Genomic DNA, 23,641 nt, shown 5'->3' on the forward strand with positions numbered 1-23,641 from the left:
AGGGTAGCTATAGTGTCGCCCCTTCGCAGCCCCCGGGGCAGTAAGCGAAGGCAGCGCAGTCAATCAGCAGGAAGGTGGCATGTCTGCACAACCCGTCGATCTCCAGATTTTTGGCCGTTCACTGCGAGTGAATTGTCCGCCTGAACAAAGGGATGCTTTGAATCAGGCTGCGGACGATTTGAATCAGCGGTTGCAAGATCTAAAAGAACGCACTAGAGTCACAAATACTGAGCAGCTGGTTTTCATCGCCGCGTTGAACATCAGCTATGAACTGACTCAGGAAAAAGCGAAGACCCGCGACTACGCGGCAAGCATGGAGCAGCGCATAAAAATGCTCCAGCAGACCATAGAACAAGCATTGCTTGATCAAGGTCGCAATCCCGAAAGACCGGGACCCAAGTTTGAATAACACTTCTCAGTTGACTATGGTAGAGTAACTGTGAAGACAAAATTTCTCTGAGATGTTCGCAAGCGGGCCAGTCCCCTGAGCCGATATTTCATACCACAAGAATGTGGCGCTCCATGGTTGGTGAGCATGCTCGGTCCGTCCGAGAAGCCTTAAAACTATGACGACACATTCACCTTGAACCAAGGGTTCAAGGGTTACAGCCTGCGGCGGCATCTCGGAGATTCCCTCTTTCTTCTTCTACCGACTACCATGACTCAATTCCCTGAAGTTTCGGCTTCACGCCAGGACATCCGTCAGCTCATTCGCCAGCGCCGTCGTGCGTTAACTCCAGAACAGCAAGCGCATTTTGCCCAGCAGGCCGCCGCCCGTATGATGGCGTATCCCCCTGTCGTGATGGCGCGCACGGTTGCCCTGTTTCTGTCGTTTGACGGCGAACTGGACACCCAACCGCTGATAGAGCAGCTCTGGCGCGCCGGGAAGAAGGTATACCTGCCGGTGCTGCACCCGTTCAGCGAAGGCAATCTGCTTTTTTTGCACTATCACCCGCACAGCGAGCTGGTGGTGAATCGTCTGAAAATCACCGAGCCGAAACTCGACGTGCGCGACGTGCTCCCGCTGTCACAGCTGGACGTGCTGATTACGCCGCTGGTGGCGTTTGATGAGCAGGGACAGCGCCTGGGAATGGGCGGTGGTTTTTACGACAGAACGCTACAAAACTGGCAGCAGTATGGGTTGCAGCCGGTAGGCTACGCGCATGATTGCCAGGGCGTGGAGGCGTTGCCGGTGGAGAAATGGGATGTGCCGTTGCCGGCGGTGGTGACGCCCAGCAAAATATGGGTCTGGTAGGATAAAGCCGGGTGGCGGCTGCGCCTTACCCGGCCTACATAAATCCTCAAACATTGTAGGTCGGGTAAGCGTCAGCGCCCCCCGACACCACAGACCGCACCATCAGTAAAGCAGACGCGCGCGAATCGTCCCCGGAATGGCCTTCATGCTCAGCAGCGCTTTCTCGGCCACATCGTCATCCGCTTCGATATCAATGACCACATAGCCCATCTGCGAGTTGGTCTGCAGATACTGCGCGGCAATGTTGACGCCCTGCTCGGCAAAGATCTGGTTGATCGCGGTGAGCACGCCTGGACGGTTTTCGTGGATGTGCAGCAGACGACGACCGCCGTGCAGCGGCAGAGACACTTCCGGGAAGTTCACCGCAGAGAGCGTAGAACCGTTGTCGGAGTATTTGCTCAGCTTACCTGCCACTTCCAGACCGATATTCTCCTGCGCTTCCTGCGTAGACCCGCCGATGTGTGGCGTCAGGATCACGTTGTCGAACTCGCACAGCGGAGAGGTGAACGGATCGCTGTTGGTGGCGGGCTCCGTTGGGAAAACGTCGATGGCCGCCCCTGCCAGATGCTTACGCTTCAGCGCATCGCACAGCGCAGGGATATCGACCACCGTGCCGCGCGCGGCGTTAATCAGCAGTGAGCCCGGCTTCATCAGCGCCAGCTCTTCTGCGCCCATCATGTTTTTGGTGGAGGCATTTTCCGGCACGTGCAGGCTTACCACGTCACTCATGTTCAGCAGGTCAGACAGATGTTGAACCTGGGTGGCATTGCCTAAAGGCAGCTTGCTTTCGATATCGTAAAAATAGACATGCATACCGAGAGATTCCGCCAGAATCCCCAGCTGGGTACCGATGTGACCATAGCCGATGATACCCAGTTTTTTCCCACGGGCTTCGTAGGAGCCCGCAGCCAGTTTGTTCCAGACGCCGCGGTGTGCTTTAGCGTTAGCCTCCGGAATGCCGCGCAGGAGCAGCAGCAGTTCGCCAATCACCAGCTCCGCCACGGAACGGGTGTTGGAGAACGGGGCGTTGAAGACAGGAATACCGCGTTTTGCAGCAGCATTCAGGTCAACCTGGTTGGTACCGATGCAGAAGCAGCCGATAGCCACCAGCTTTTCCGCCGCGGCAATCACATCTTCAGTCAGGTGAGTACGGGATCGCAGGCCAATGAAATGGGCATCACGGATGGACGCTTTCAGCTCTTCGGTATCGAGCGCGCCTTTGTGAAATTCGATGTTGGTGTAACCTGCCGCACGAAGGCTATCGATTGCTTTTTGATGCACGCCCTCGACCAGCAGGAATTTAATCTTGTCTTTCTCCAGTGATACCTTTGCCATTTACCCGACCCTGTTTTTGTCTGAACTGATGTTGTGCTGGATATAAATCCGCTGTAGCCAACATATCAAAAAAAACTATTGCAGCAATATGAACGTTTGCGTCGGTACGCTGAAGGAAAGTCATACAGCGCAAAATGGCAGAGGAAAATGCTATGGAAATTTACAAACGCGGAAGGATCGGCAAAAGAGGCATAAAAACGTGACACAAGTCACCGAATTTAGCGTTTCAAAAATTTTTTAGCGGGGGGAGGACTCCCCCCGTCAGATCATTTTACGATGGTTTTCACGCCGTCAGCGGTGCCGATCAGCGCCACATCCGCGCCACGGTTGGCGAATAGCCCTACGGTCACTACGCCTGGAATGCCGTTGATGGCGTTTTCCAGCGCAATCGCGTCAAGAATTTCCAGACCGTGAACGTCGAGGATCACGTTGCCGTTGTCGGTCACTACGCCCTGACGATATTCCGGACGACCGCCCAGCTTGACCAGCTGACGGGCAACCGCGCTGCGGGCCATCGGGATCACTTCAACCGGCAGCGGGAAATTACCCAGAATGTCCACCTGCTTGGAGGCGTCGGCGATGCAGATAAACTTGTCCGCAACGGAGGCGATGATTTTTTCGCGCGTCAGCGCCGCGCCGCCGCCTTTGATCATCTGCATGTGGCCGTTGATTTCATCCGCGCCATCAACGTAAATCCCCAGACGATCCACTTCGTTAAGATCGAAAACGGTAATGCCGAGGCTTTTCAGCTTTTCCGTGGAAGCATCAGAGCTGGAAACCGCGCCCTCGATCTGCCCCTTCATCGTGCCCAGCGCATCGATAAAGTGTGCCGCGGTTGATCCTGTACCGACACCGACAATGGTACCCGGCTGTACGTACTGGAGAGCGGCCCATCCTACTGCTTTTTTCAGTTCATCCTGCGTCATGATCGTTTTGCCTGTGGTGTGAAAACTCAGGGCGCATTATAGAACACGTCGAATGGAATTCGTCTGCCACAAAGGGAAAATTGTGTCATAGTGCAGAATAAGCAAAATTAAGGAGCCAGCCAGAGCAATGAAACGTCCGGACTACAGAACACTACAGGCACTTGATGCAGTTATTCGTGAACGAGGCTTTGAGCGCGCGGCGCAAAAGCTTTGCATCACGCAGTCCGCCGTCTCTCAGCGTATCAAACAGCTTGAAAACATGTTCGGCCAGCCGCTGCTGGTGCGTACCGTGCCGCCACGTCCAACAGAGCAAGGGCAAAAGCTCCTCGCTCTGCTGCGTCAGGTTGAACTTCTGGAAGACGAGTGGCTGGGTGACGAACAAACGGGCTCTACGCCGCTGCTGCTCTCTCTGGCGGTCAACGCCGACAGTCTGGCAACCTGGCTGCTGCCGGCCCTGGCGCCGGTCCTCGCGGACTCCCCTATCCGCCTGAATTTGCAGGTTGAAGACGAAACCCGCACCCAGGAGCGCCTGCGTCGCGGTGAAGTGGTTGGAGCGGTCAGTATTCAGCCTCAGGCGCTGCCAAGCTGCCTTGTCGATCAGTTAGGCGCCCTGGACTACCTGTTTGTGGGTTCAAAAGCCTTTGCGGAACGCTACTTCCCCAACGGCGTCACCCGCGCGGCGCTGCTGAAAGCCCCTGCCGTGGCGTTCGACCATCTGGACGATATGCATCAGGCGTTTCTGCAGCAAAACTTCGACCTGCCGCCGGGCAGCGTGCCGTGCCATATCGTGAACTCGTCAGAAGCCTTCGTGCAGCTTGCACGCCAGGGCACGACCTGCTGCATGATCCCGCACCTGCAGATTGAGAAAGAGTTGAAAAGCGGTGAGCTGATTGACTTAACGCCGGGGCTGTATCAGCGTCGGATGCTCTACTGGCACCGTTTTGCGCCGGAAAGCCGCATGATGCGCAACGTCACTGACGCGCTGCTGGCGTACGGGCATAAGGTATTGAGACAGGATTAAAAAGAAAAGCCGGGTGGCGGCCACGCCTTACCCGGCCTACAGATTACTGAGCCGGTTTCGGCTGTGCTGCAACAGGTTCAAGCTGGAACACCACATCCACCTGATCGTCGAACTGGATTGTCGGCTGCTCGTAAGTTTCCTGAGCGGATACCGGCGCTGCGTCAGCCTTCATCATACGAACCATCGGGCTTGGCTGGTAGTTAGAGACGTGGTAACGCACGCTGTAAACCGGACCGAGCTTGCTCTTAAAGCCAGAAGCCAGCTGTTCCGCCTGGTGAATGGCATCATCAATCGCCGCTTTACGCGCTTCGTCTTTGTATTTCTCCGGTTGCGCAACGCCCAGCGACACGGAACGGATCTCGTTCAGGCCCGCCTTCAGCGCACCATCCAGCAGCGAGTTAAGCTTATCCAGCTGACGCACGGTCACTTCAACGGTACGCACCGCACGGTAGCCTTTCAGGATGCTTTTGCCATTCTGGTAGTCATAATCGGGTTGAGTACGCAGGTTCGCAGAGTTGATATCTTTTTTACCGACACCGTTCTGCTCCAGGAAAGAGAGGTATTGCGCAACGCGATCGTCAGCCTGCTTCTTGGCCGTCGCTGCATCTTTCGCCGCCACATTCACCTCAATTGCCAGGGTTGCAACATCGGGTACCGCGTCCACGCTTGCGGTGCCTGACGTGACGATGTGCGGGCCATCCGGCAATTCGCTTGCCTGCACCGACACCGCACCGAAACTCACTAATGCCGCCAGGGCCATCACTTTAAACTTCACTGTCATTCCTCCATGTTGCGAAGAGTGCCCCAATAACAGGGCGCATGCCAGCAAGCTTAGCGGGTCTTATTCAGTTGTCCATAAGACAAGGATTAGTTGAACAATTCCTGGACATGATGAATCCCCTCTTTCGCCAGCTGGAAAGCGATAAACCACATCACCAGGCCGACCAGGGTATTAATGATGCGCTGGGCTTTGGCCGTACGCAGGCGGGGCGCCAGCCATGCCGCCAGAATGGCGAGACCGAAGAACCACAGGAAAGAGGCGCTGACCGTACCGAGCGCAAACCAGCGTTTCGGCTCAACGTCCAGTTGACCGCCCAGGCTGCCCAGCACGACGAAGGTGTCGAGATACACATGCGGGTTAAGCCAGGTCACCGCCAGCATGGTGACGATAATCTTCCAGCGGCCCTGCTTCATAACCTCCGCGCTCGCCAGTTCGAGGTTGCTGCTCATTGCCGTTTTCAGCGCGCCGAATCCGTACCAGAGCAGAAACGCCACGCCGCCCCAGGTGACCAGCGCCAGCAGCCACGGAGACTGCATCAGCAGCGCGCTGCCGCCAAAAATCCCGGCACAGATCAGCAGCAAATCGCTTACCGCGCACAGCAGGGCAATCATCAGATGGTACTGGCGGCGGATGCCCTGATTCATCACGAACGCATTTTGCGGGCCGAGGGGAAGGATCATGGCTGCACCTAAGGCAAGCCCTTGAAAATAATAAGATAGCATGATGATTTTCTCGCAGTGTTGTTCTGGAAGCTGACTATACTGCGCGAACTACATTAGATGAAATGGATAATATTAATTGGGTATTAGCGGAGCTTATGAAGGTAAAGCCCGGTGGCGCTAGCGCTTACCGGGCCTACAACGTCGGGGGATTACTCGGCGGCTTTCTCGCGTTTAAGATTCACGTCCATCTGCGGATACGGGAAACTGATGCCGTTGGCGTCGAAGTCGCGCTTAATGCGTTCCAGCACGTCCCAGTATACGTTTTGCAGATCGCTGCTTTTGCTCCAGATACGCACCACAAAGTTAATGGAGGAAGCGCCGAGTTCATTCAGGCGAACCGTCTGCTCTTTGTCTTTCAGAATGCGATCGTCAGAAGCAATGATGTTGGTAATCAGCGACTTCACCTGATCGATGTCGGAGTCGTATGCCACGCTGATAATCAGTTCGTTACGACGCACCGGCTCACGGGAGAAGTTGATAATGTTGCCCGCGATAATTTTCCCGTTCGGCACGACCACGATGCGGCCATCGACGGTACGCATAGTCGTTGAGAAAATCTGCACCTGCAGCACGGTTCCGGCAATGCCGCCAAGGTCAACGTATTCGCCGGAGCGGAACGGACGGAAGGTCACCAGCAACACGCCTGCCGCCAGGTTTGAAAGCGAGCCCTGCAGTGCCAGACCAATGGCCAGACCGGCGGCACCGAGAACGGCAATGACGGAGGCGGTTTGCACCCCCACACGGCCCAGCGCGGCAATCAGCGTGAAGGCGATAATGCCGTAGCGCACCAGTGCGGAGAGGAAGTCTGCCACCGTGGCGTCAATGTGACGGGCCAGCATTACGCGGTTAACCGTATTCGAGACAATACGCGCCACGATCATCCCGACGATGATGATGGCAATCGCCGCGACGATGTTCACGGCATAGCTCAGCAGCAGGGCCTGGTTGCGCACCAGCCAGTTACCGGCGTTATTGATGCTGTCTACAACATCGAGTTGTTCCATTTATTCTTCCTTTTGTTAAACCAAAACACAAAATCCATCCCCCATGGAGACAGGCAGGTCAGTAAAGGGTAAACAAAAAGCACCGGCTTTGCCAAACAGATCACAAAAACAGGGCTGGCAGGGTATTGAAAAAGCATAAAAAAAGGCCCGCATTTGCGGGCCTTTTGATGCTGTTAGCAGCTCAAATTACAGAACGTCGATCGCGTTCAGTTCTTTGAAAGCCTGCTCCAGACGGGTCACCATGGACGTCTGCGCTGCGCGCAGCCATACGCGTGGATCGTAGTATTTCTTGTTCGGCTGGTCTTCGCCTTTCGGGTTGCCCAGCTGGCCCTGCAGGTAAGCTTCGTTCGCTTTGTAGTACTGCAGGATACCGTCCCAGGTTGCCCACTGGGTGTCGGTATCGATGTTCATTTTCACAACGCCGTAGCTTACGGAGTCTTTGATTTCCTGAGCAGAAGAACCGGAACCGCCGTGGAAGACGAAGTTCAGGCTGTTGTGCGGCAGGTTGTGTTTCTTGGAAACGTATTCCTGAGAATCACGCAGGATGGTTGGGGTCAGAACCACGTTACCTGGTTTGTAAACGCCGTGTACGTTACCGAAGGACGCTGCAATGGTGAAGCGTGGGCTGATTTTGCTCAGCTCGGTGTAAGCGTAATCAACGTCTTCTGGCTGGGTGTACAGTGCAGAAGCGTCCATGTGGCTGTTGTCCACGCCGTCTTCTTCACCGCCGGTGCAACCCAGTTCGATTTCCAGGGTCATGTCCATTTTGGCCATGCGCGCCAGGTACTTGGAGCAGATTTCGATGTTTTCGTGCAGTGACTCTTCAGACAGGTCGATCATGTGAGAAGAGAACAGTGGCTTACCGGTTGCCGCGAAGTGTTTTTCACCCGCGTCCAGCAGACCGTCGATCCACGGCAGCAGTTTCTTCGCGCAGTGGTCAGTGTGCAGGATAACTGGAACACCGTAGTGTTCAGCCATCTGGTGTACGTGGTGCGCACCAGAGATAGCACCCAGGATTGCAGCACCCTGAGGAATGTCAGTTTTCACGCCTTTACCTGCGATGAACGCAGCGCCGCCGTTAGAGAACTGAACGATAACTGGAGCTTTAACTTTAGCAGCAGTTTCCAGTACGGCGTTGATGGAGTCGGTACCCACGCAGTTAACTGCTGGCAGAGCGAAGTTGTTTTCTTTAGCTACCTGGAACACTTTCTGTACGTCATCACCAGTGATAACGCCAGGTTTTACGAAATCAAAAATTTTAGACATGTTGCTTAGTCCTGTATCTTCGGCCGTTAGAAAAGGTGCGAGCTCTTAAAAGCGCGCTGAAAATTGGGCAGGTTTCCCTGCCCTTGAATGGCTTACTTCTTAGCGCGCTCTTCGAGCATTGCTACTGCTGGCAGTACTTTGCCTTCCACGAATTCGAGGAATGCGCCGCCACCAGTGGAGATGTAGGAGATCTTGTCAGCGATACCGAACAGGTCGATTGCTGCCAGGGTGTCACCACCGCCTGCGATAGAGAACGCTTCGCTGTCTGCGATTGCGTTAGCCACGATTTCAGTCCCTTTGCGGAAGTTCGGGAATTCGAACACGCCAACAGGACCGTTCCACAGGATAGTTTTTGCGTTTTTGAGGATTTCAGCCAGTTTCTGTGCAGAAACGTCGCCCAGGTCCAGAATCTGCTCTTCGTCTTTGATGTCGTTTACAGATTTCAGGGTCGCGGTTGCGGTTTCGGAGAACTCAGTCGCGACGCGAACGTCAGTTGGAACCGGGATATCACAGGTACCCAGCAGGCGTTTGGCTTCGTCAACCAGGTCTGCTTCGTACAGGGATTTACCGACGTTGTGGCCCTGAGCGGCAACGAAGGTGTTCGCGATACCACCGCCAACGATCAGCTGGTCAGCGATTTTAGACAGAGAATCCAGAACGGTCAGTTTGGTAGAAACTTTAGAACCACCAACGATAGCGACCATCGGACGAGCAGGCTCTTTCAGTGCTTTACCCAGCGCTTCCAGTTCGTCAGCCAGCAGAGGACCGGCACACGCTACGTCTGCGAATTTACCGATACCATGGGTAGACGCCTGAGCACGGTGAGCCGTACCGAATGCATCCATCACGAATACGTCGCACAGTGCAGCGTATTTTTTGGACAGGGTTTCGTCGTCTTTCTTCTCGCCTTTGTTGAAGCGAACGTTTTCCAGCACAACCAGCTCACCGGCTGCAACGTCAACGCCGTCCAGGTAATCTTTCACCAGGCGAACCGGGTTGGACAGTTTGTCTTTCAGGTAATTAACCACTGGCAGCAGAGAGAACTCTTCGTTGTACTCGCCTTCAGTTGGACGACCCAGGTGGGAGGTGACCATCACTTTCGCGCCCTGCTTCAGAGCCAGCTCGATGGTTGGCAGAGATGCACGGATACGCGCGTCGCTGGTCACTTTGCCATCTTTAACCGGTACGTTCAGATCGGCACGGATGAAAACGCGTTTACCAGCCAGATCCAGATCGGTCATCTTAATTACAGACATGGTGAATCCTCTCGTTGATTCTTAAAGTTTTGCAGACGCACGATGCGCCTTACCTGAAACCTTGAGCAGCCATTGCTAACGTGGTGTCGAGCATTCGGTTAGCAAAGCCCCATTCGTTATCACACCAGACCAGCGTCTTGATAAGGTGTGCGCCACTGACCCTCGTTTGCGTGCCATCGACGATGGCGCTGTGCGGGTCGTGGTTAAAATCTACTGAGACCAACGGTAATTCCGTATAGTCAACTATACCATGAAATGCCCCCTGTGCCGCTTTTTGCAGCAACAGGTTGACTTCACACGCTTTTACCGGTTTTTTCACCGTCACGCTAAGGTCGATCGCGGTGACGTTGATCGTCGGGACGCGCACGGCAATCGCCTCAAAACGATCGTTGAACTGCGGAAAAATTCGGGTAATCCCAGCAGCCAGCTTTGTATCCACCGGAATGATTGACTGGCTCGCTGCACGCGTGCGCCGTAAATCCGGGTGGTAAGCGTCAATGACCTGTTGATCGTGCATGGCGGAGTGAATCGTGGTCACGGTGCCGGACTCAATGCCATACGCATCGTCTAACAGTTTGATGACCGGAATAATGCAGTTGGTGGTACAGGAGGCGTTGGAAACAATGCGGTGTTCGGCTTGCAGCTCATGCTGGTTGACGCCAAACACGACGGTCGCGTCGAGGTCGTTACTGCCGGGATGAGAAAACAGGACTTTTTTCGCACCAGCAGAGAGATGCGCTTCGCCATGTTCGCGATTGCCATACACACCGGTACAGTCAAGCACGACATCCACACCCAGTTCACGCCAGGGTAGCCCGGAGATGCTGTTCTCATGCAGCACACGAATAGCGTCATCACCCACAAAAAGCTGATCTCTTTCCTGGCGCACATCCCAGGCAAAGCGTCCGTGGCTGGTGTCATACTTCAACAAATGCGCCATGCCCGCAGCATCCGCCAGTTCATTGATTGCCACCACGGTCATTTCCGCCCGACGTCCGGATTCATACAAAGCACGAATCACATTACGCCCGATGCGACCGAAGCCGTTAATCGCTACGCGTACGGTCATAGATCTCCTGCAAAGCAATCCCTGAGTTTGAGGTGGCTGAAAGAGTAATCCAGCTACGCCCGAAGGGGAATCCTTGCTGTCACAAACTGCGATTGATTGGTCATTTGTCGAACATTTAATCGACTGAAACGCTTCAGCAAGAATAAGCGAATCGGGGAATAAAAGGAATGTCTGTCCAGATGAATAAGCGAGCTATATGACTTGCGTCACATTTTAGGTGGAATAATGCTTACAAAAAAGCCGGGTGGCGCGCTAGCGCTTACCCGGCCTACTTTCGAGCCATTTGTAGGCCCGGTAAGCATAAGCGCCACCGGGCAAAATGGTGATTACAGCAGTTCTTTCGCCTTCGCGACAACGTTCTCAACGGTGAAGCCGAACTCTTCGAACAGCAGTTCTGCCGGAGCAGATTCACCGAAGGTGCTCATACCGACGATAGCGCCGTTCAGGCCCACATATTTGAACCAGTAGTCAGCGATACCCGCTTCCACTGCCACACGCGCGGAAACCGCTTTAGGCAGTACGGATTCACGGTAAGCCGCATCCTGCTTGTCGAACGCGTCGGTAGACGGCATGGAAACCACGCGCGCCTTCACGCCTTCGGCAGTCAGTTTTTCCCATGCAGCAACGGCCAGCTCAACTTCAGAACCGGTAGCGATGAAGATCAGCTCTGGCTGGCCCGCGCAATCTTTCAGCACATAACCGCCGCGCGCGATGTTCGCCAGCTGCTCTGGGGTACGTTCCTGCTGCGCCAGGTTCTGACGGGAGAGGATCAGCGCGGTAGGACCGTCCTGACGCTCAACGCCGTATTTCCACGCCACCGCGGATTCAACCTGGTCACATGGACGCCATGTGCTCATGTTCGGGGTCACGCGCAGGGAAGCCACCTGCTCTACCGGCTGGTGAGTTGGACCGTCTTCGCCCAGACCGATGGAGTCGTGGGTATAGACCATCACCTGACGCTGTTTCATTAGCGCCGCCATACGCACGGCGTTACGCGCATATTCAACGAACATCAGGAAGGTAGAGGTGTACGGCAGGAAACCACCGTGCAGGGAGATACCGTTGGCAATCGCAGTCATACCGAATTCACGTACACCGTAATGGATGTAGTTACCGGCAGTGTCTTCGTTGATTGGCTTAGAACCGGACCACAGGGTCAGGTTAGATGGCGCCAGGTCAGCGGAGCCGCCGAGGAATTCAGGCAGCAGAGGACCGAACGCTTCAATGGCATTCTGAGACGCTTTACGGCTCGCGATTTTAGACGGGTTCGCCTGCAGCTTAGCGATGAATTCGTTCGCTTTCGCGTCGAAGTCAGACGGCATGTCACCTTTCATACGACGGGTGAATTCAGCCGCTTCCTGTGGGAAGGCTTTCGCGTAAGCAGCGAACTTCTCGTTCCATGCCGCTTCTTTCGCCTGGCCTACTTCTTTTGCATCCCACTGAGCATAGATCTCAGATGGGATTTCGAATGCAGGGTATTTCCAGCCCAGCGCTTCGCGGGTCAGTGCGATTTCCGCGTCGCCCAGCGGCGCGCCGTGGGAGTCGTGCGTACCCGCTTTGTTCGGAGAACCGAAGCCAATGATGGTTTTGCACATCAGCAGGGACGGTTTGTCCGTCACAGCGCGCGCTTCTTCTACTGCACGTTTAATCGAGTCAGCATCGTGGCCATCAACGCCACGCACAACGTGCCAGCCGTAGGCTTCGAAACGTGCAGCGGTGTCGTCAGTGAACCAGCCCTCAACGTGACCGTCGATGGAGATACCGTTGTCGTCATAGAACGCAACCAGTTTACCCAGCTTCAGGGTACCTGCCAGGGAGCACACTTCGTGAGAAATGCCTTCCATCATGCAGCCATCGCCCATGAACGCGTAGGTGAAGTGGTCAACGATGTCGTGGCCAGGACGGTTGAACTGCGCCGCCAGGGTCTTCTCAGCAATCGCCATACCCACAGCGTTTGCAATACCCTGACCCAGCGGGCCGGTGGTGGTTTCTACGCCAGCGGTGTAGCCCACTTCCGGGTGACCTGGAGTTTTGGAGTGCAGCTGACGGAAGTTTTTCAGCTCTTCGATAGGCAGATCGTAGCCGGTGAGGTGCAGCAGGCTATAGATCAGCATAGAGCCGTGGCCGTTGGACAGCACGAAGCGGTCGCGGTCAGCCCATGATGGGTTCTGCGGGTTGTGGTTCAGGAAATCGCGCCACAGAACTTCGGCGATATCAGCCATACCCATAGGGGCCCCTGGGTGGCCGGATTTGGCTTTCTGTACTGCGTCCATGCTCAGCGCACGAATAGCATTAGCAAGCTCTTTACGTGAGGACATTTTAACTCCAGATCGGACTGTTAAAGGCCATGCCCTTGACGACAGCGCGTTTTGGGCTACGCCGGAAAAAAGTGCCAACAATGTAACCCAAGCCGCAAGTCATGTACATGGAGCATTCTTTTGCTTGTTAAGAAATCTCTGGATCATGCTCGCATGTTGCGCAATCTGCTCGCCCGGCCCTGTAGATATTCCTTATACTTAGCCCGACACCGGCTTCGCTGACGGTGCACTTTTCGGATTTTATTCAGATTAACGAGTACGGAAGCAACCTCATGAAAATGCGTGCAATAGTGCTGGCCCTGGGTACAACGCTCCTGCTGAGCGGCTGTCAGAATATGGACTCTAACGGTCTGATGACGTCAGGCGCAGAGGCCTTTCAGGCCTATTCCCTGAGCGATGCGCAGGTAAAAGCGCTGAGCGACCAGGCCTGTAAAGATATGGACGGAAAAGCCACCCTTGCGCCGGCTAACAGTACCTACACGCAGCGTCTGAATAAGATTGCTTCCGCGCTGGGCGATAATATCAATGGCCAGCCGGTGAACTACAAGGTGTACATGGCGAAAGACGTCAACGCCTTCGCGATGGCAAACGGCTGTATCCGCGTTTACAGCGGGCTGATGGACATGATGACCGACAACGAAGTGGAAGCGGTCATCGGCCATGAAATGGGCCACGTTGCCCTGGGCCACGTGAAGAAAGGGATGCAGGTAGCCCTGGGCACCAATGCCATCCGCGCAGCGGCAGCATCTGCAGGCGGTATCGTTGGCAGCCTGTCGCAGTCACAGTTGGGCGACGTAGGTGAAAAGCTGGTGAACTCTCAGTTCTCCCAGCGTCAGGAGTCCGAAGCGGATGACTACTCCTACGATCTGTTGCGCAAACGCGGCATTAATCCATCCGGTTTAGCCACCAGCTTCGAAAAACTGGCCAAGCTGGAAGCGGGACGTCAAAGCTCCATGTTTGACGATCACCCTGCCTCAGAAGAGCGCGCACAGCATATTCGCGACCGTATGGCCGCAGACGGAATTAAATAATTTCAGAAGGAGGCAGTTTTGCCTCCTTTTTATTTCGCATGAATTGTTAACTTAACAGCACGTATCGATAACACCCCTGAAAGCCCCGCCAAACCTGCCCTGCCACATCGAAACGCCTGGTCACATAATTATTGCAAAGGTCATTTTTTCCGGTAATTATCCCCCCCTGCAGTTATTCAATTAATATATCCAGACAGAGACGTTCCCTCCGTGAAAAAAGAATTATCATTAATTGCTTTAAGTTTATTTGCCGCATTACCTGCCGCTGCAAGTCAGCAATCCGACAGCCAGGGTTTTATTGACGACAGCCATCTGGACCTGTTTTTACGCAATGCGTATATCAGCCGTGATTATCATCAGGGCCAGCAGGACAAAGCCGAATGGGGTCAGGGGATCATCGCCACGTTTGCATCCGGCTATACTGAAGGACCGGTTGGCTTTGGTGTGGACGGTATTGCTCAATACGGCGTGCGCCTGGACGGCGGCCGCGGCAAGAGCGGCGCGGGCGGCATCGACTTCTTTAAGCAGGAAAACGACGGCCGGGCAAAATCCGATCTGGCAAAGTTTGGCGCAACCGCCAAAATGCGCATCTCGAATACCGTACTGAGCTACGGGAATCAGCGATCAGAATTGCCTATCGTGAATGCCGACAGCTCCCGCCTGCTGTTTGAAAGCTATACCGGCACCATGCTGACCTCAAAAGAGATCGATGGTCTGGAAATCAACGCTGGTTATTTCACGGACGAGCAGCGTAAAAGTGACGACCGCCACGACAGCGGGCTGAAGAGCCTCTCCTTCGGCGGCGCGAGCTACCAGTTCAACGACCAGTTCAGCGGCGCGTTTTACGCCTCTCACAATGAAGAGGTGATGAACAAGCAATATCTGGGCCTGAACTTCAAACAGCCGTTCAGCACCGGGCAGCAGCTGGTGCTCGACTTCAACGGTTATAACTCCCGTCTGGACCAGAGTTATGCGGACAGCCTCGACACGGGCCGCAGCAACGCTATCTGGAGCCTGGCGGCGAGCTACATCTGGGATATTCACACGTTCAAAGTGGCGTACCAGCAGAGCAGCGGCAGCACCGGCTACAACTACGGCGGCTACCGCGACCAGGGCGGCGTGGGTGATGGCGGTAACACCATCTGGCTGGCAAACTCCTACTGGTCTGATTTTAACGGCGAAGATGAACGTTCCTGGCAGGCATCCTACGGTCTGGACTTTGGTGGCCTTGGCCTGCCGGGTCTGAGCTGGACCACCGCCTACGTGCGCGGGGACAACATCAAAACCGCAGAAACCAGCGACGGCAAAGAGCACGAGTGGTTTAATCAGATCCAGTACCAGGTGCAGGATGGCCCGGCGAAGGATCTGAAACTGAAACTGCGCTATTCCGTACTGCGCGTCTCCAGCAACGCCAGCGATTATAACGTGGGCGGGGACGAGATCCGCGCTTACGTGGAATACCCGTTTAACGTGTTTTAAAGGCAATAAAAAACCTCTCCAGGGAGAGGTTTTTTTTACGCCAGAAGAGGCTTATTCGCCTTTTTTGGCTGCCTGGATGTAAAGCATTTCCAGTGCCAGGGTCGCTGCGGCCAGCGCAGTGATCTCGGACTGGTCATACGCAGGCGCCACTTCCACCACGTCCATCCCGACAATGTTAAGATCCTTCAGGCCGCGCACCAGCTTGATGGCACGGTCTGAGGTCAGGCCGCCGATCACCGGCGTACCGGTACCCGGTGCAAATGCCGGATCCAGGCAGTCGATGTCGAAGGTCAGATACACAGGCATATCACCCACGATCTGCTTCACCTGCGCGAGGATGTCATCAACACCGCGATCGTTAACCTGACCCGCATCCAGCACGGTGAAGCCGTTGTCTTTGTCGAATTCAGTGCGAATACCGATCTGCACGGAGTGGTTCGGGTCGATCAGACCTTCATTCGGCGCGGTGAAGAACATGGTGCCGTGGTCAAACTCACAGCCGTTGGCGTAGGTGTCGGTGTGGGCATCGAAGTGCACCAGCGCCATTTTACCAAAGTGCTTCGCGTGGGCGCGCAGCAGCGGCAGGGTCACGAAGTGGTCGCCGCCGAAGGAGAGCATGCGCTTACCGGCAGCCAGCAGCTTCTCGGCGTGGGCCTGCAGCTTTTCGCTCATCTCACGCGCGTCGCCAAAGGCGTACACCAGGTCACCGCAGTCCACCACGTTCAGACGCTCGCGCATGTCGAAGTTCCACGGGAAGCGGTTGTGCTCCCAGGCCAGGTTAGTGGAAACCTGACGGATCGCCGCCGGGCCATGACGGCCACCCGCACGGCCTGACGTTGCCATGTCGAACGGCACGCCGGTGATCACCCAGTCCGCATCACTGTCGTACGGCTGGAAGTTCATCGGAAGGCGTAAAAAACCAAACGCGTTAGATACCAGAGAGTTATCGTACTGATGACCTAAAGTGCTCATGTCCTGTCCTCGTATCATAGATAGACGATCGTTGCAAAGGTGAAAAAAAATCCCTTCCGCGTCGTTAAGCCCGACGAGGAAGGGATCGTTTCATATCGTAATGCTGTATGGCGCTAAGAATAGCGCCTGAATCCATTAAATTCAAGCGACTCATAAATACAACATATATAGACAACCCATCCTATTCACCAAATAAAATCATAGCCATAAAAATATTATAATCTTTACAATTCACATATTTTCCAAGTGAATATTCATTTCATCCCACCATCTATTTCGCCCTTGTAATTCAAAGAAAAAAACACCTCATACCATATTCATACATACATAAACAGCATGAGACAGTCTCAATTCGGAATTTATTTAGTTTCATCCTGTGGTTTTCTCTTTTTTTACTCCCTACAATCCCGCCGCTTTATTAAAATTTATGTCTAAATGGAATTATCTATGAACAAATATTTAAAAATTGGTCTTTTTACCATTCTGGCGGGAGCGGGTTCTGCAGCAGCGGCAGAAGATGGCACAATTACCTTTGACGGAACGATCAGTGACGCCACCTGTATTATTACAGGCGGTGACGCACAGGGTGAATCCACCTCTCCTGATTTCACCGTGCATCTGCCAAGCGTCAGCACCACCGCGCTGGCCACTGCGGGTCAGCGCGCGGGAGACACGCCATTCTTCATTAAACTGAGCGGCTCAAATTGCACCAACAACAAAGTCGCCAGCGTCTTCTTCGAACTGGCACAGAGCACCAATATCAACACCGCGACCGGTAACCTGAAAAACACCGTTACCACGGGTGGTGCAGATAAAGTTGAAATCGGTCTGTTAGATTCCAGCAAAGCTGTTTTGGATTTGAATACCGCAAACAATAACCCGAAAACAGCGGTCATTTCGGGTAATACCGCTCGCTTCGACTACTGGGCGCAGTACGTTGCCACTGGCGGTGCGGCAACGGCCGGTAAAGTCACCACTGACGTCATTTATTCCATTAAGTATCAGTAAGACCTTTGAGCAGTGGGAGTGATCCCACTGCTTTCCCTGCCACATTTAGGAACGTTGAGCCTGATGGTCAGTAATATTCTCAAAGTAATGTTAATGGTGACATTGACGTGGTTCCCCTGCGCCAACGCCACTATACAAATTTTAACAACTCGTGTGGCATTCAATGCAAACGAGAGTGAACAAACCGTTCGCGTAAATAACCTCAGTAAAAACCCGGAGCTGGTGCAGGTCTGGCTTTCCAGCACCGACAAAACCGATGGGACGGAGAAGGAGAATCTTCCGTTCTTTATCAACCCTCCCGCTGCGCGCGTTAACGGTCAGAAAGGGAAAGTTTTCCGTATATTCCAGACAGAGGAAGCCGCAGGAAAATACCCGAAAGATCGCGAAACCCTGCTCTGGCTAAACGTACTGGATATTCCACCTGAACTGCCGGAAGAGGCGGAAGAGGCGGATCGGAATCAGATAAAAATGGCGTTCCGCACGATGATCAAATTTTTCTATCGCCCTGCGGGCCTGAAAGGCAATCCCATGCAGGCGGGCGACGATCTGAAGTGGGAACTGCGTAAAGTGGCAAAGGGCTACGACGTGGTGGGAACCAATAATTCGCCTTTCCACGTGAGCATGACGAGCGTGTGGCTAACGAATGCCGACAATAAAGACATTGAGATCCCCGGTGACATGATTGTCCCTTATGGAACGCTGGTTTATCACTTTCCGCAGGTGAGCGCAGTGAGTGGACGCGGCATATTTAAATACAATTATATCACTGATTTAGGCGCATATATTAAGCGCACCTATAACTTTTAACTTTTTATACGTTCTACCTTTCGGAAGGTCAAATGTCCGCACGCCATAATAAATACAGGCTTCTCAAAAAAGCGAAAAGTACCCTTGGCCAGATAATGATTCTGGCATTGTGCATTTCAGGCCAGGTTAACGCAGAAACAGAAAAAAAAGCGGTAAACTTTTCTCGCGGCTTTATGAATTTCTATGACAGTGGATTAGACCTTAGCCAGTTCGACGGGGTAGATAAAATCCAGCCAGGTGATTACAAACTGGAAGTATTTAGCAACTTGCGGAAATTAGGAACCTGGCCCATTTCATTTATTCCGGCAAACAATACGCAGGGCGTAAATGCCTGCATGACGCCGGAAATGATTATCCGCTTTGATGTCGATACCAGCAAACTGCCGGAAAACTGGAAGACGGGCCGCTGCCTGATCCTCGAAACGCTTATCCCCGGCGCCACCGTCACCTACAACCAGGATGATGAGCGCCTGGATGTCACCGTTCCGCAGGCGATGCTGCTCAATACACCAGAGGGTTATATCAGCCCTGAACTATGGGATGACGGTGAACCTACCCTCATGGCCTCCTACGCGCTGAGTGGTTCAAGCACGCGCAACCGTGAGTTAGGTGAAACCAGCAACTATCTCTTTGGTAACCTGCAAACCGCTATGACGCTCGGTGCGTGGCGTTTTGTAACCTATGACACCCTGAACCTCGGCAATGATATTGAGGATGAAGGGGTCGATCATCTGCAGGCATTTGCCAGCCGGGGAATTGCGGCCTGGCAATCTGAAGTGGTGCTGGGCGATCTCAACACCAGCGGGGAGATGTTTGATACAACGGCTATTCGCGGCGTCAGACTCGCCACCGACGATCGCATGCTGCCGGATTCCGTGCGCAGCTATGCGCCTGTCGTTCGTGGTTTTGCCAACAGCAACGCGACGGTCACCATCAAGCAGTCTGGCAGTACCCTCTATGAAAAAGTGGTTCCCCCAGGCGAGTTTGCCATCAGCGATCTCTATGCAACGGGCTACAACGGCGATCTGGAAGTCACCGTCAAAGAGACCGATGGCACCATCAATACCTTTACCGTCCCCTACTCCAGCGTTCCGCAGCTGCTGCGCGAAGGCTATTTTCGCTATTCGGTCTCCTCGGGTGAAATCCGCAACACATTTCTTGCCGATGATCCGTGGATGACGGAAGGCACGCTTCAGTACGGTTTGCTTAATAATCTGACCGGTTACGTAGGCGCTCAAACCGCGTTTGATGGCGATTACAACGCCCTGCTGGGTGGTGTGGCTATCAATACCCCGCTGGGGGCATTAGGCCTGGACGTTACCCGCTCTTATACGAACTTTAACTCCAGCACCGGGAGCGATGACTGCGGCTCACTGTGTGACATGTCCCTGCGTATCAGCCTTGCTAAAAATCTTTCCGAAACCGGGACAAATTTCAGCCTGGTGGGTTACCGCTACTCCAGTAAAAATTACTACTCGCTGTCGGATGCCGTCAGCGTGAAGCAGGCGCTGGAGCATGGTAACGACCGATATTTACCCGAACGCTATCGTGAACGCCTGGAAGCAAACATCAACCAGATGCTGCCTGCGGGTTGGGGAAGTTTCTACGTCAGTGGTTTCATCGGCAACATCTGGAACGATGAACTGGGCCGCACGGAAAAATCCAACTACGCGCTGGGATACAACAACCGGTTTGGCTCGTCGACCTGGGGCATTTCGCTTGGCCGAACCAACAATGAAGACGGTGGTCACGACGATACGATCTACCTGAGCGTATCTATGCCGCTCGGCCATCGTTATGAAAAACAGGCTCGCCTGGGAGCAAACTTTAGCTACAACAGTGATGAGGCCACCATCCGCACCTCGCTCAGCGGCTCGGCCGGCGAGCGATCGCAGTATGGCTTTAGCGGCTATTTCAGCGAGTCCAGCAGGCCGGAAACCAACTTCGGTACCAACCTGTCTTATGTGGGCGATAGCGCTTCCGGCGGCGTCGCGTTCAGCCAGTCCCTCCATAGCTTCATGGGCGGTTTGAACATGAACGGTGGCGTGGTTGTGCACCGTGGCGGTATCAATTTGACCCCAACGTTAGGCGACACCATTGGCGTGATAGAGGCCAAAGGCGCTGAAGGGGCAAGAGTTTACCCTGATTCAAATGCGGTCATTAAAGATAACGGCTACGGGATTGTCGGCTATCTGACGCCTTACAGATTCAACGATGTCTTCATTGATCCAAAAGGTACATCAATGAGTGTCGATGTAGAGGATACGCGTGAGAGCATTGTGCCAACCGCCGGTGCCGCCGTGCATATCAAAATGGAAACACAGCAGAAGCAACAGACCTTTGTGCGCTTCACACATGCCTCCGGGCAAAAGATCCCCTTCGGCGCATCCATTACCGATGGTAGCAATACCACGCTCGGTATGGTCGGACAGGGTGGCCTGGCAATGCTGACCTTACCTGAACCTGGCAAGCCGATCGTTATTAAATGGAATAGTAATAAGGTGATGAACGCGTGCTCAGCAGAAGTCAATCACCTTTCTGATAACAGAAACACCCGCAACATGAATAAAGCCGCCTCCTTTAATGCGATAGATATTCTCTGCAAAGGCCTTTAACAGAAAATGAATAAATACATTACTACTCTGCTTTATCTCGTTTTATTATCCGTTTTATGGATGTTTACCCTTGAAGCAAAAGCCTCAGCGTGCAGACTCGAAGGCGTGGAAAAGGTTTTAAATATTACAGACGACATTACGTTAAACCCTGCGGATAAAGGCTCCACTGGAACGGTCTTATGGTCGAAAACGTATACTGCACCTAACATCAAATATATCTGTGATGAATCAACGCAAACGCAGTGGCACACCGCTTACAGCCGAAATTATCTCTCTTCCTCGGTAGATAAAGTCTATACAACCGAAATTCCGGGTATCGGTATTCGGATGAAATGGCCAGCCAACGCAGGGAACACCTGGGTGCCGGGTAACTCCGGCTCTCCGGTGACCTGCAGCCCGAGCTGTTCTATCGACAACAGCACCGTATTGGTAGAATTCGTGCAGACAGGTAATATTAATCAGGGAGAATCCGAGATCCCTGCCGGCGAAATGGTTAACGTAAAAGTCAAACCTTTGCTCACGCCAGAGGATGCGCTTCGTATTCTTACTATCAATTTCTCAGCGCCAATTAAAGTAAATACGCGTTCATGTTCCATTTATCCCTCGTCGACCAACGTCGATTTGGGGACCTACAGTATTGCCTCATTCCAGAACACGCTAAATTATCAAGGTGATAAAAAGGACTTTTCTATTACCATCACATGCCCGGAACAGGCACAAGTTGGCTTGACTTTCTCTTCCCTGATCAATACCAAATTCGCATCAATGAACGGTCTTTTGGGCGTCGAGACCGGCGAAGGCTACGCGAAAAATTTCGCTATAATGGTTTACGAAAAATCCAGCCCTTATGTCTCATCGGCCCTTGTTCTTGGAAAAGAATACCCTTTCCAGGTTTCATCCCGCTTAACTAAAAACTATCAGGCCCAGATATTCGTTCCTGCCGAGGTTAATCGCGAAAACTCATTAAGTGCTGGCAGGGTGGTCGGCGCAATTCAATACACCATGGCTTTAAGATAATTATCAAGGAGAGATTCGTGCTTCAGCGTTTTTCAAAATATGCACTTTTATTAGTGCCGTTCATTCCTGTGGCTCACGCTACGGCGGCACTCCCTGGTCAGCAAAATAAACAGGAACTGGATCGTCTTGAAAGACAAACCAGCCAGGCATTAATAGAAGAAGCCAAGCGGACCGAGCAGTTAATCCAGCAACAAAAAAAAATGCGCGAAGCCGGAGATGAAACCCTGGCCAGCAGCGACTCGAACTGGAAATTTCAGGTCAATCATATTGTCATCCTTGATGATACGCAGTTTGACAACTCACCGCAGCGTCAGGCGATTATCGATCGCTATGAGGGCAAAATGCTCGGTCGAACAGAAATATTTGAACTGGCCAAAGAACTGACCGATTTTTATATTTCTCGTGGTTATGCCACGACGCTGATTGGTGTTGAGCCCGGTAATATCAAAACGGGCACACTCTCTCTGCGGGTGATGTGGGGAAAAATACACGATCTTAAGGTTAACGGGCAAGCGCCGTCCTTCCGTGAACGCACGCGCATGTTCACTGCCTATCCTTTTGCGAAAGACAAGATTCTGAACATGCAGGATGTCGATCAAATGGTCGAAAACCTGCTGCGCGTTTACCCTAACGACAATATTGAAATTCAACCGTCTGTTATAAACAGCTATTCCGATCTTAATCTGCTGCACGTGCCTGCATTCCCTCTTTCGGTCACCGCGGGTCTTAACAACTCTGGCTTTAAGGCTGACGGCTGGCAGCAGTATTATGGCAGCGTAACCGCTAAAAACATTGCCGGCATCAATGATATTTTCAACGTTTATTATTCATGGAATAACCTGAAGAATAACCAGGATAATCAGGATTCGTGGTCAACGAGTTACAGCATCCCACTGGGTTATTGGTCGTTTGACGCGCTTTATTACAAATCCAGCTACGACAAAACGCTTGCCGGCAATAACGCCAGCTACGCTTCTGACGGAGATTCTGACCGTGCTTCTCTGCGTGTCAGCCGCATGCTCGGCCGTAACGCCACGGGTAAAACCAGCTGGTGGGCAAAAGTTGAAAGACGTAATAGCAACAACAGCATTGAAAACCAGCGTATAGACGTCAGCTCTAAAACCTATACCTCGATTTCGTCGGGCGCTACCTGGGTCGGCGCTCTGATGAACGGCTGGTTCTATGGCGATGTGGGCGTGACGGCAGCGGTTCCCTGGTTTGGTTCCGCCTGGAAAAACGATGCCGACCTTAAAGGGTTTGACCTTGATTACGTCAAGTACAACGGCATTGCCAGCTGGACGCGTCCGCTTTTTCAGTCTGGCCGTTTAGGTGGCGTGTATGAACTCAACGCAGGGTTCCAGTACACCCCGAACGTACTGGTTAGCGATGCAAAATTAACGCTGGGCGATGAATTCACCGTACGCGGCTTCAAGGACGATAGCCTGCTGGTTGATAGCGGCGGCTGGATCGCCAATACCCTGCAGTTTCCATTCGATGTTGGCGTCGGCGGTATCTATCAGCTTATTCCCTATGTAGGTTATGACCTGGGCTTTGCCAAAGATAATTGCCCGAAAGGCGTCAACGTATGTGATAGCCAATTCATGATGGGTGGCTCTGTCGGGATTAAAGCTACCGGTAGCCATTTTTCAACGTATGTCCTCGCGGGCTGGCCTATAAAAAAACCAGATTCACTGGAAGAGAATACCGTCGATAACACGGTCGTTTATTACAAGATGGAAGTAACGTTCTAATTTAAGGA

20 protein-coding genes and 1 other RNA gene are annotated in these 23,641 nt (G+C 53.2%); 11 read left to right on the forward strand and 10 right to left on the reverse strand.

Going from position 1 to position 23,641, the window contains the following annotated elements; genetic code table 11:
* Nucleotides 1-79 precede the first annotated feature (79 nt).
* The 3 genes from zapA (at nucleotide 80) to AA74_RS0111825 (ending at nucleotide 1,255) form a co-directional block, all read left to right on the forward strand.
* Nucleotides 80-409 (forward strand): cell division protein ZapA, encoded by a 330-nt coding sequence (zapA, locus tag AA74_RS0111820; protein WP_006811891.1) that lies wholly within the window; start codon nucleotides 80-82, stop codon nucleotides 407-409.
* 41 nt (nucleotides 410-450) lie between these two features.
* Nucleotides 451-634, forward strand: a non-coding RNA gene (gene ssrS / locus AA74_RS1000000122885) — 6S RNA.
* Between the two features lie 24 nt (nucleotides 635-658).
* Nucleotides 659-1,255, forward strand: coding sequence for a 5-formyltetrahydrofolate cyclo-ligase (locus AA74_RS0111825; RefSeq protein ID WP_025912458.1), 597 nt, complete (start codon nucleotides 659-661; stop codon nucleotides 1,253-1,255).
* A 102-nt stretch (nucleotides 1,256-1,357) separates the two neighbouring features.
* On the opposite strand, the gene serA is transcribed toward AA74_RS0111825, so the two are convergent.
* Together serA and rpiA are read right to left on the reverse strand one after the other, a co-directional pair.
* Nucleotides 1,358-2,590: a phosphoglycerate dehydrogenase gene (serA, locus tag AA74_RS0111830; RefSeq protein ID WP_021242062.1), complete on the reverse strand. Its 1,233-nt coding sequence runs from the start codon at nucleotides 2,588-2,590 to the stop codon at nucleotides 1,358-1,360.
* 266 nt (nucleotides 2,591-2,856) lie between these two features.
* Nucleotides 2,857-3,516, reverse strand: coding sequence for a ribose-5-phosphate isomerase RpiA (rpiA, locus tag AA74_RS0111835; RefSeq protein ID WP_003860091.1), 660 nt, complete (start codon nucleotides 3,514-3,516; stop codon nucleotides 2,857-2,859).
* Between the two features lie 127 nt (nucleotides 3,517-3,643).
* On the opposite strand from rpiA, the gene argP reads away from it, so the two are divergent.
* Nucleotides 3,644-4,537 carry a DNA-binding transcriptional regulator ArgP gene (argP, locus tag AA74_RS0111840; protein ID WP_008499727.1) on the forward strand — a complete coding sequence of 298 codons (894 nt, stop codon included), beginning with the start codon at nucleotides 3,644-3,646 and terminating at the stop codon, nucleotides 4,535-4,537.
* Between the two features lie 43 nt (nucleotides 4,538-4,580).
* Here the strand turns inward: argP and AA74_RS0111845 are convergent, their stop codons facing one another.
* From AA74_RS0111845 to tkt, 7 genes are all read right to left on the reverse strand, one after another.
* Nucleotides 4,581-5,312, reverse strand: coding sequence for an oxidative stress defense protein (locus AA74_RS0111845; RefSeq protein ID WP_008499728.1), 732 nt, complete (start codon nucleotides 5,310-5,312; stop codon nucleotides 4,581-4,583).
* Nucleotides 5,313-5,404: 92 nt separating this feature from the next.
* Nucleotides 5,405-6,040: an arginine exporter ArgO gene (gene argO, locus AA74_RS0111850; RefSeq protein ID WP_021242063.1), complete on the reverse strand. Its 636-nt coding sequence runs from the start codon at nucleotides 6,038-6,040 to the stop codon at nucleotides 5,405-5,407.
* A 149-nt stretch (nucleotides 6,041-6,189) separates the two neighbouring features.
* Nucleotides 6,190-7,044, reverse strand: coding sequence for a small-conductance mechanosensitive channel MscS (mscS, locus tag AA74_RS0111855; RefSeq protein WP_008499730.1), 855 nt, complete (start codon nucleotides 7,042-7,044; stop codon nucleotides 6,190-6,192).
* A gap of 186 nt (nucleotides 7,045-7,230) precedes the next feature.
* Nucleotides 7,231-8,310: a class II fructose-bisphosphate aldolase gene (fbaA, locus tag AA74_RS0111860; protein ID WP_008499731.1), complete on the reverse strand. Its 1,080-nt coding sequence runs from the start codon at nucleotides 8,308-8,310 to the stop codon at nucleotides 7,231-7,233.
* Between the two features lie 92 nt (nucleotides 8,311-8,402).
* A complete protein-coding gene (gene pgk / locus AA74_RS0111865) occupies nucleotides 8,403-9,566 on the reverse strand; it encodes a phosphoglycerate kinase (protein ID WP_008499732.1) in 1,164 nt (387 codons plus the stop codon).
* A 49-nt stretch (nucleotides 9,567-9,615) separates the two neighbouring features.
* Nucleotides 9,616-10,635 carry an erythrose-4-phosphate dehydrogenase gene (gene epd, locus AA74_RS0111870; protein ID WP_023326032.1) on the reverse strand — a complete coding sequence of 340 codons (1,020 nt, stop codon included), beginning with the start codon at nucleotides 10,633-10,635 and terminating at the stop codon, nucleotides 9,616-9,618.
* A gap of 326 nt (nucleotides 10,636-10,961) precedes the next feature.
* Nucleotides 10,962-12,953, reverse strand: coding sequence for a transketolase (tkt, locus tag AA74_RS0111875; RefSeq protein WP_025912460.1), 1,992 nt, complete (start codon nucleotides 12,951-12,953; stop codon nucleotides 10,962-10,964).
* 272 nt (nucleotides 12,954-13,225) lie between these two features.
* Here tkt and AA74_RS0111880 point away from each other — a divergent pair, with 272 nt between their 5' ends.
* Nucleotides 13,226-13,984, forward strand: a complete 759-nt coding sequence (locus tag AA74_RS0111880; RefSeq protein WP_021242066.1) for a M48 family metallopeptidase — start codon at nucleotides 13,226-13,228, stop codon at nucleotides 13,982-13,984.
* Between the two features lie 210 nt (nucleotides 13,985-14,194).
* A complete protein-coding gene (locus tag AA74_RS0111885) occupies nucleotides 14,195-15,463 on the forward strand; it encodes an OprD family outer membrane porin (RefSeq protein WP_025912461.1) in 1,269 nt (422 codons plus the stop codon).
* Between the two features lie 51 nt (nucleotides 15,464-15,514).
* Here AA74_RS0111885 and speB read toward each other — a convergent pair whose 3' ends face one another.
* Entirely contained in the window at nucleotides 15,515-16,435 is a 921-nt protein-coding gene (gene speB, locus AA74_RS0111890; protein WP_008499737.1) for an agmatinase, read from the reverse strand.
* A 447-nt stretch (nucleotides 16,436-16,882) separates the two neighbouring features.
* On the opposite strand from speB, the gene AA74_RS0111895 reads away from it, so the two are divergent.
* From AA74_RS0111895 to AA74_RS0111915, 5 genes are all read left to right on the forward strand, one after another.
* Complete coding sequence (locus tag AA74_RS0111895) at nucleotides 16,883-17,443, forward strand: fimbrial protein (RefSeq protein ID WP_008499738.1); 561 nt, start codon at nucleotides 16,883-16,885, stop codon at nucleotides 17,441-17,443.
* 63 nt (nucleotides 17,444-17,506) lie between these two features.
* A complete protein-coding gene (locus AA74_RS0111900; RefSeq protein ID WP_084832422.1) occupies nucleotides 17,507-18,250 on the forward strand; it encodes a molecular chaperone in 744 nt (247 codons plus the stop codon).
* A gap of 32 nt (nucleotides 18,251-18,282) precedes the next feature.
* Nucleotides 18,283-20,865 (forward strand): fimbria/pilus outer membrane usher protein, encoded by a 2,583-nt coding sequence (locus AA74_RS0111905; protein WP_032667489.1) that lies wholly within the window; start codon nucleotides 18,283-18,285, stop codon nucleotides 20,863-20,865.
* 6 nt (nucleotides 20,866-20,871) lie between these two features.
* Nucleotides 20,872-21,882: a fimbrial protein gene (locus tag AA74_RS0111910; protein ID WP_023294518.1), complete on the forward strand. Its 1,011-nt coding sequence runs from the start codon at nucleotides 20,872-20,874 to the stop codon at nucleotides 21,880-21,882.
* Between the two features lie 17 nt (nucleotides 21,883-21,899).
* On the forward strand, nucleotides 21,900-23,633 hold the full coding sequence (locus tag AA74_RS0111915; protein ID WP_023294519.1) for a ShlB/FhaC/HecB family hemolysin secretion/activation protein: 1,734 nt from the start codon (nucleotides 21,900-21,902) through the stop codon (nucleotides 23,631-23,633).
* Nucleotides 23,634-23,641: the final 8 nt, after the last annotated feature.

Source organism: Enterobacter sp. 5-4 (assembly GCF_000612205.1).
Classification (GTDB): domain Bacteria; phylum Pseudomonadota; class Gammaproteobacteria; order Enterobacterales; family Enterobacteriaceae; genus Enterobacter; species Enterobacter roggenkampii.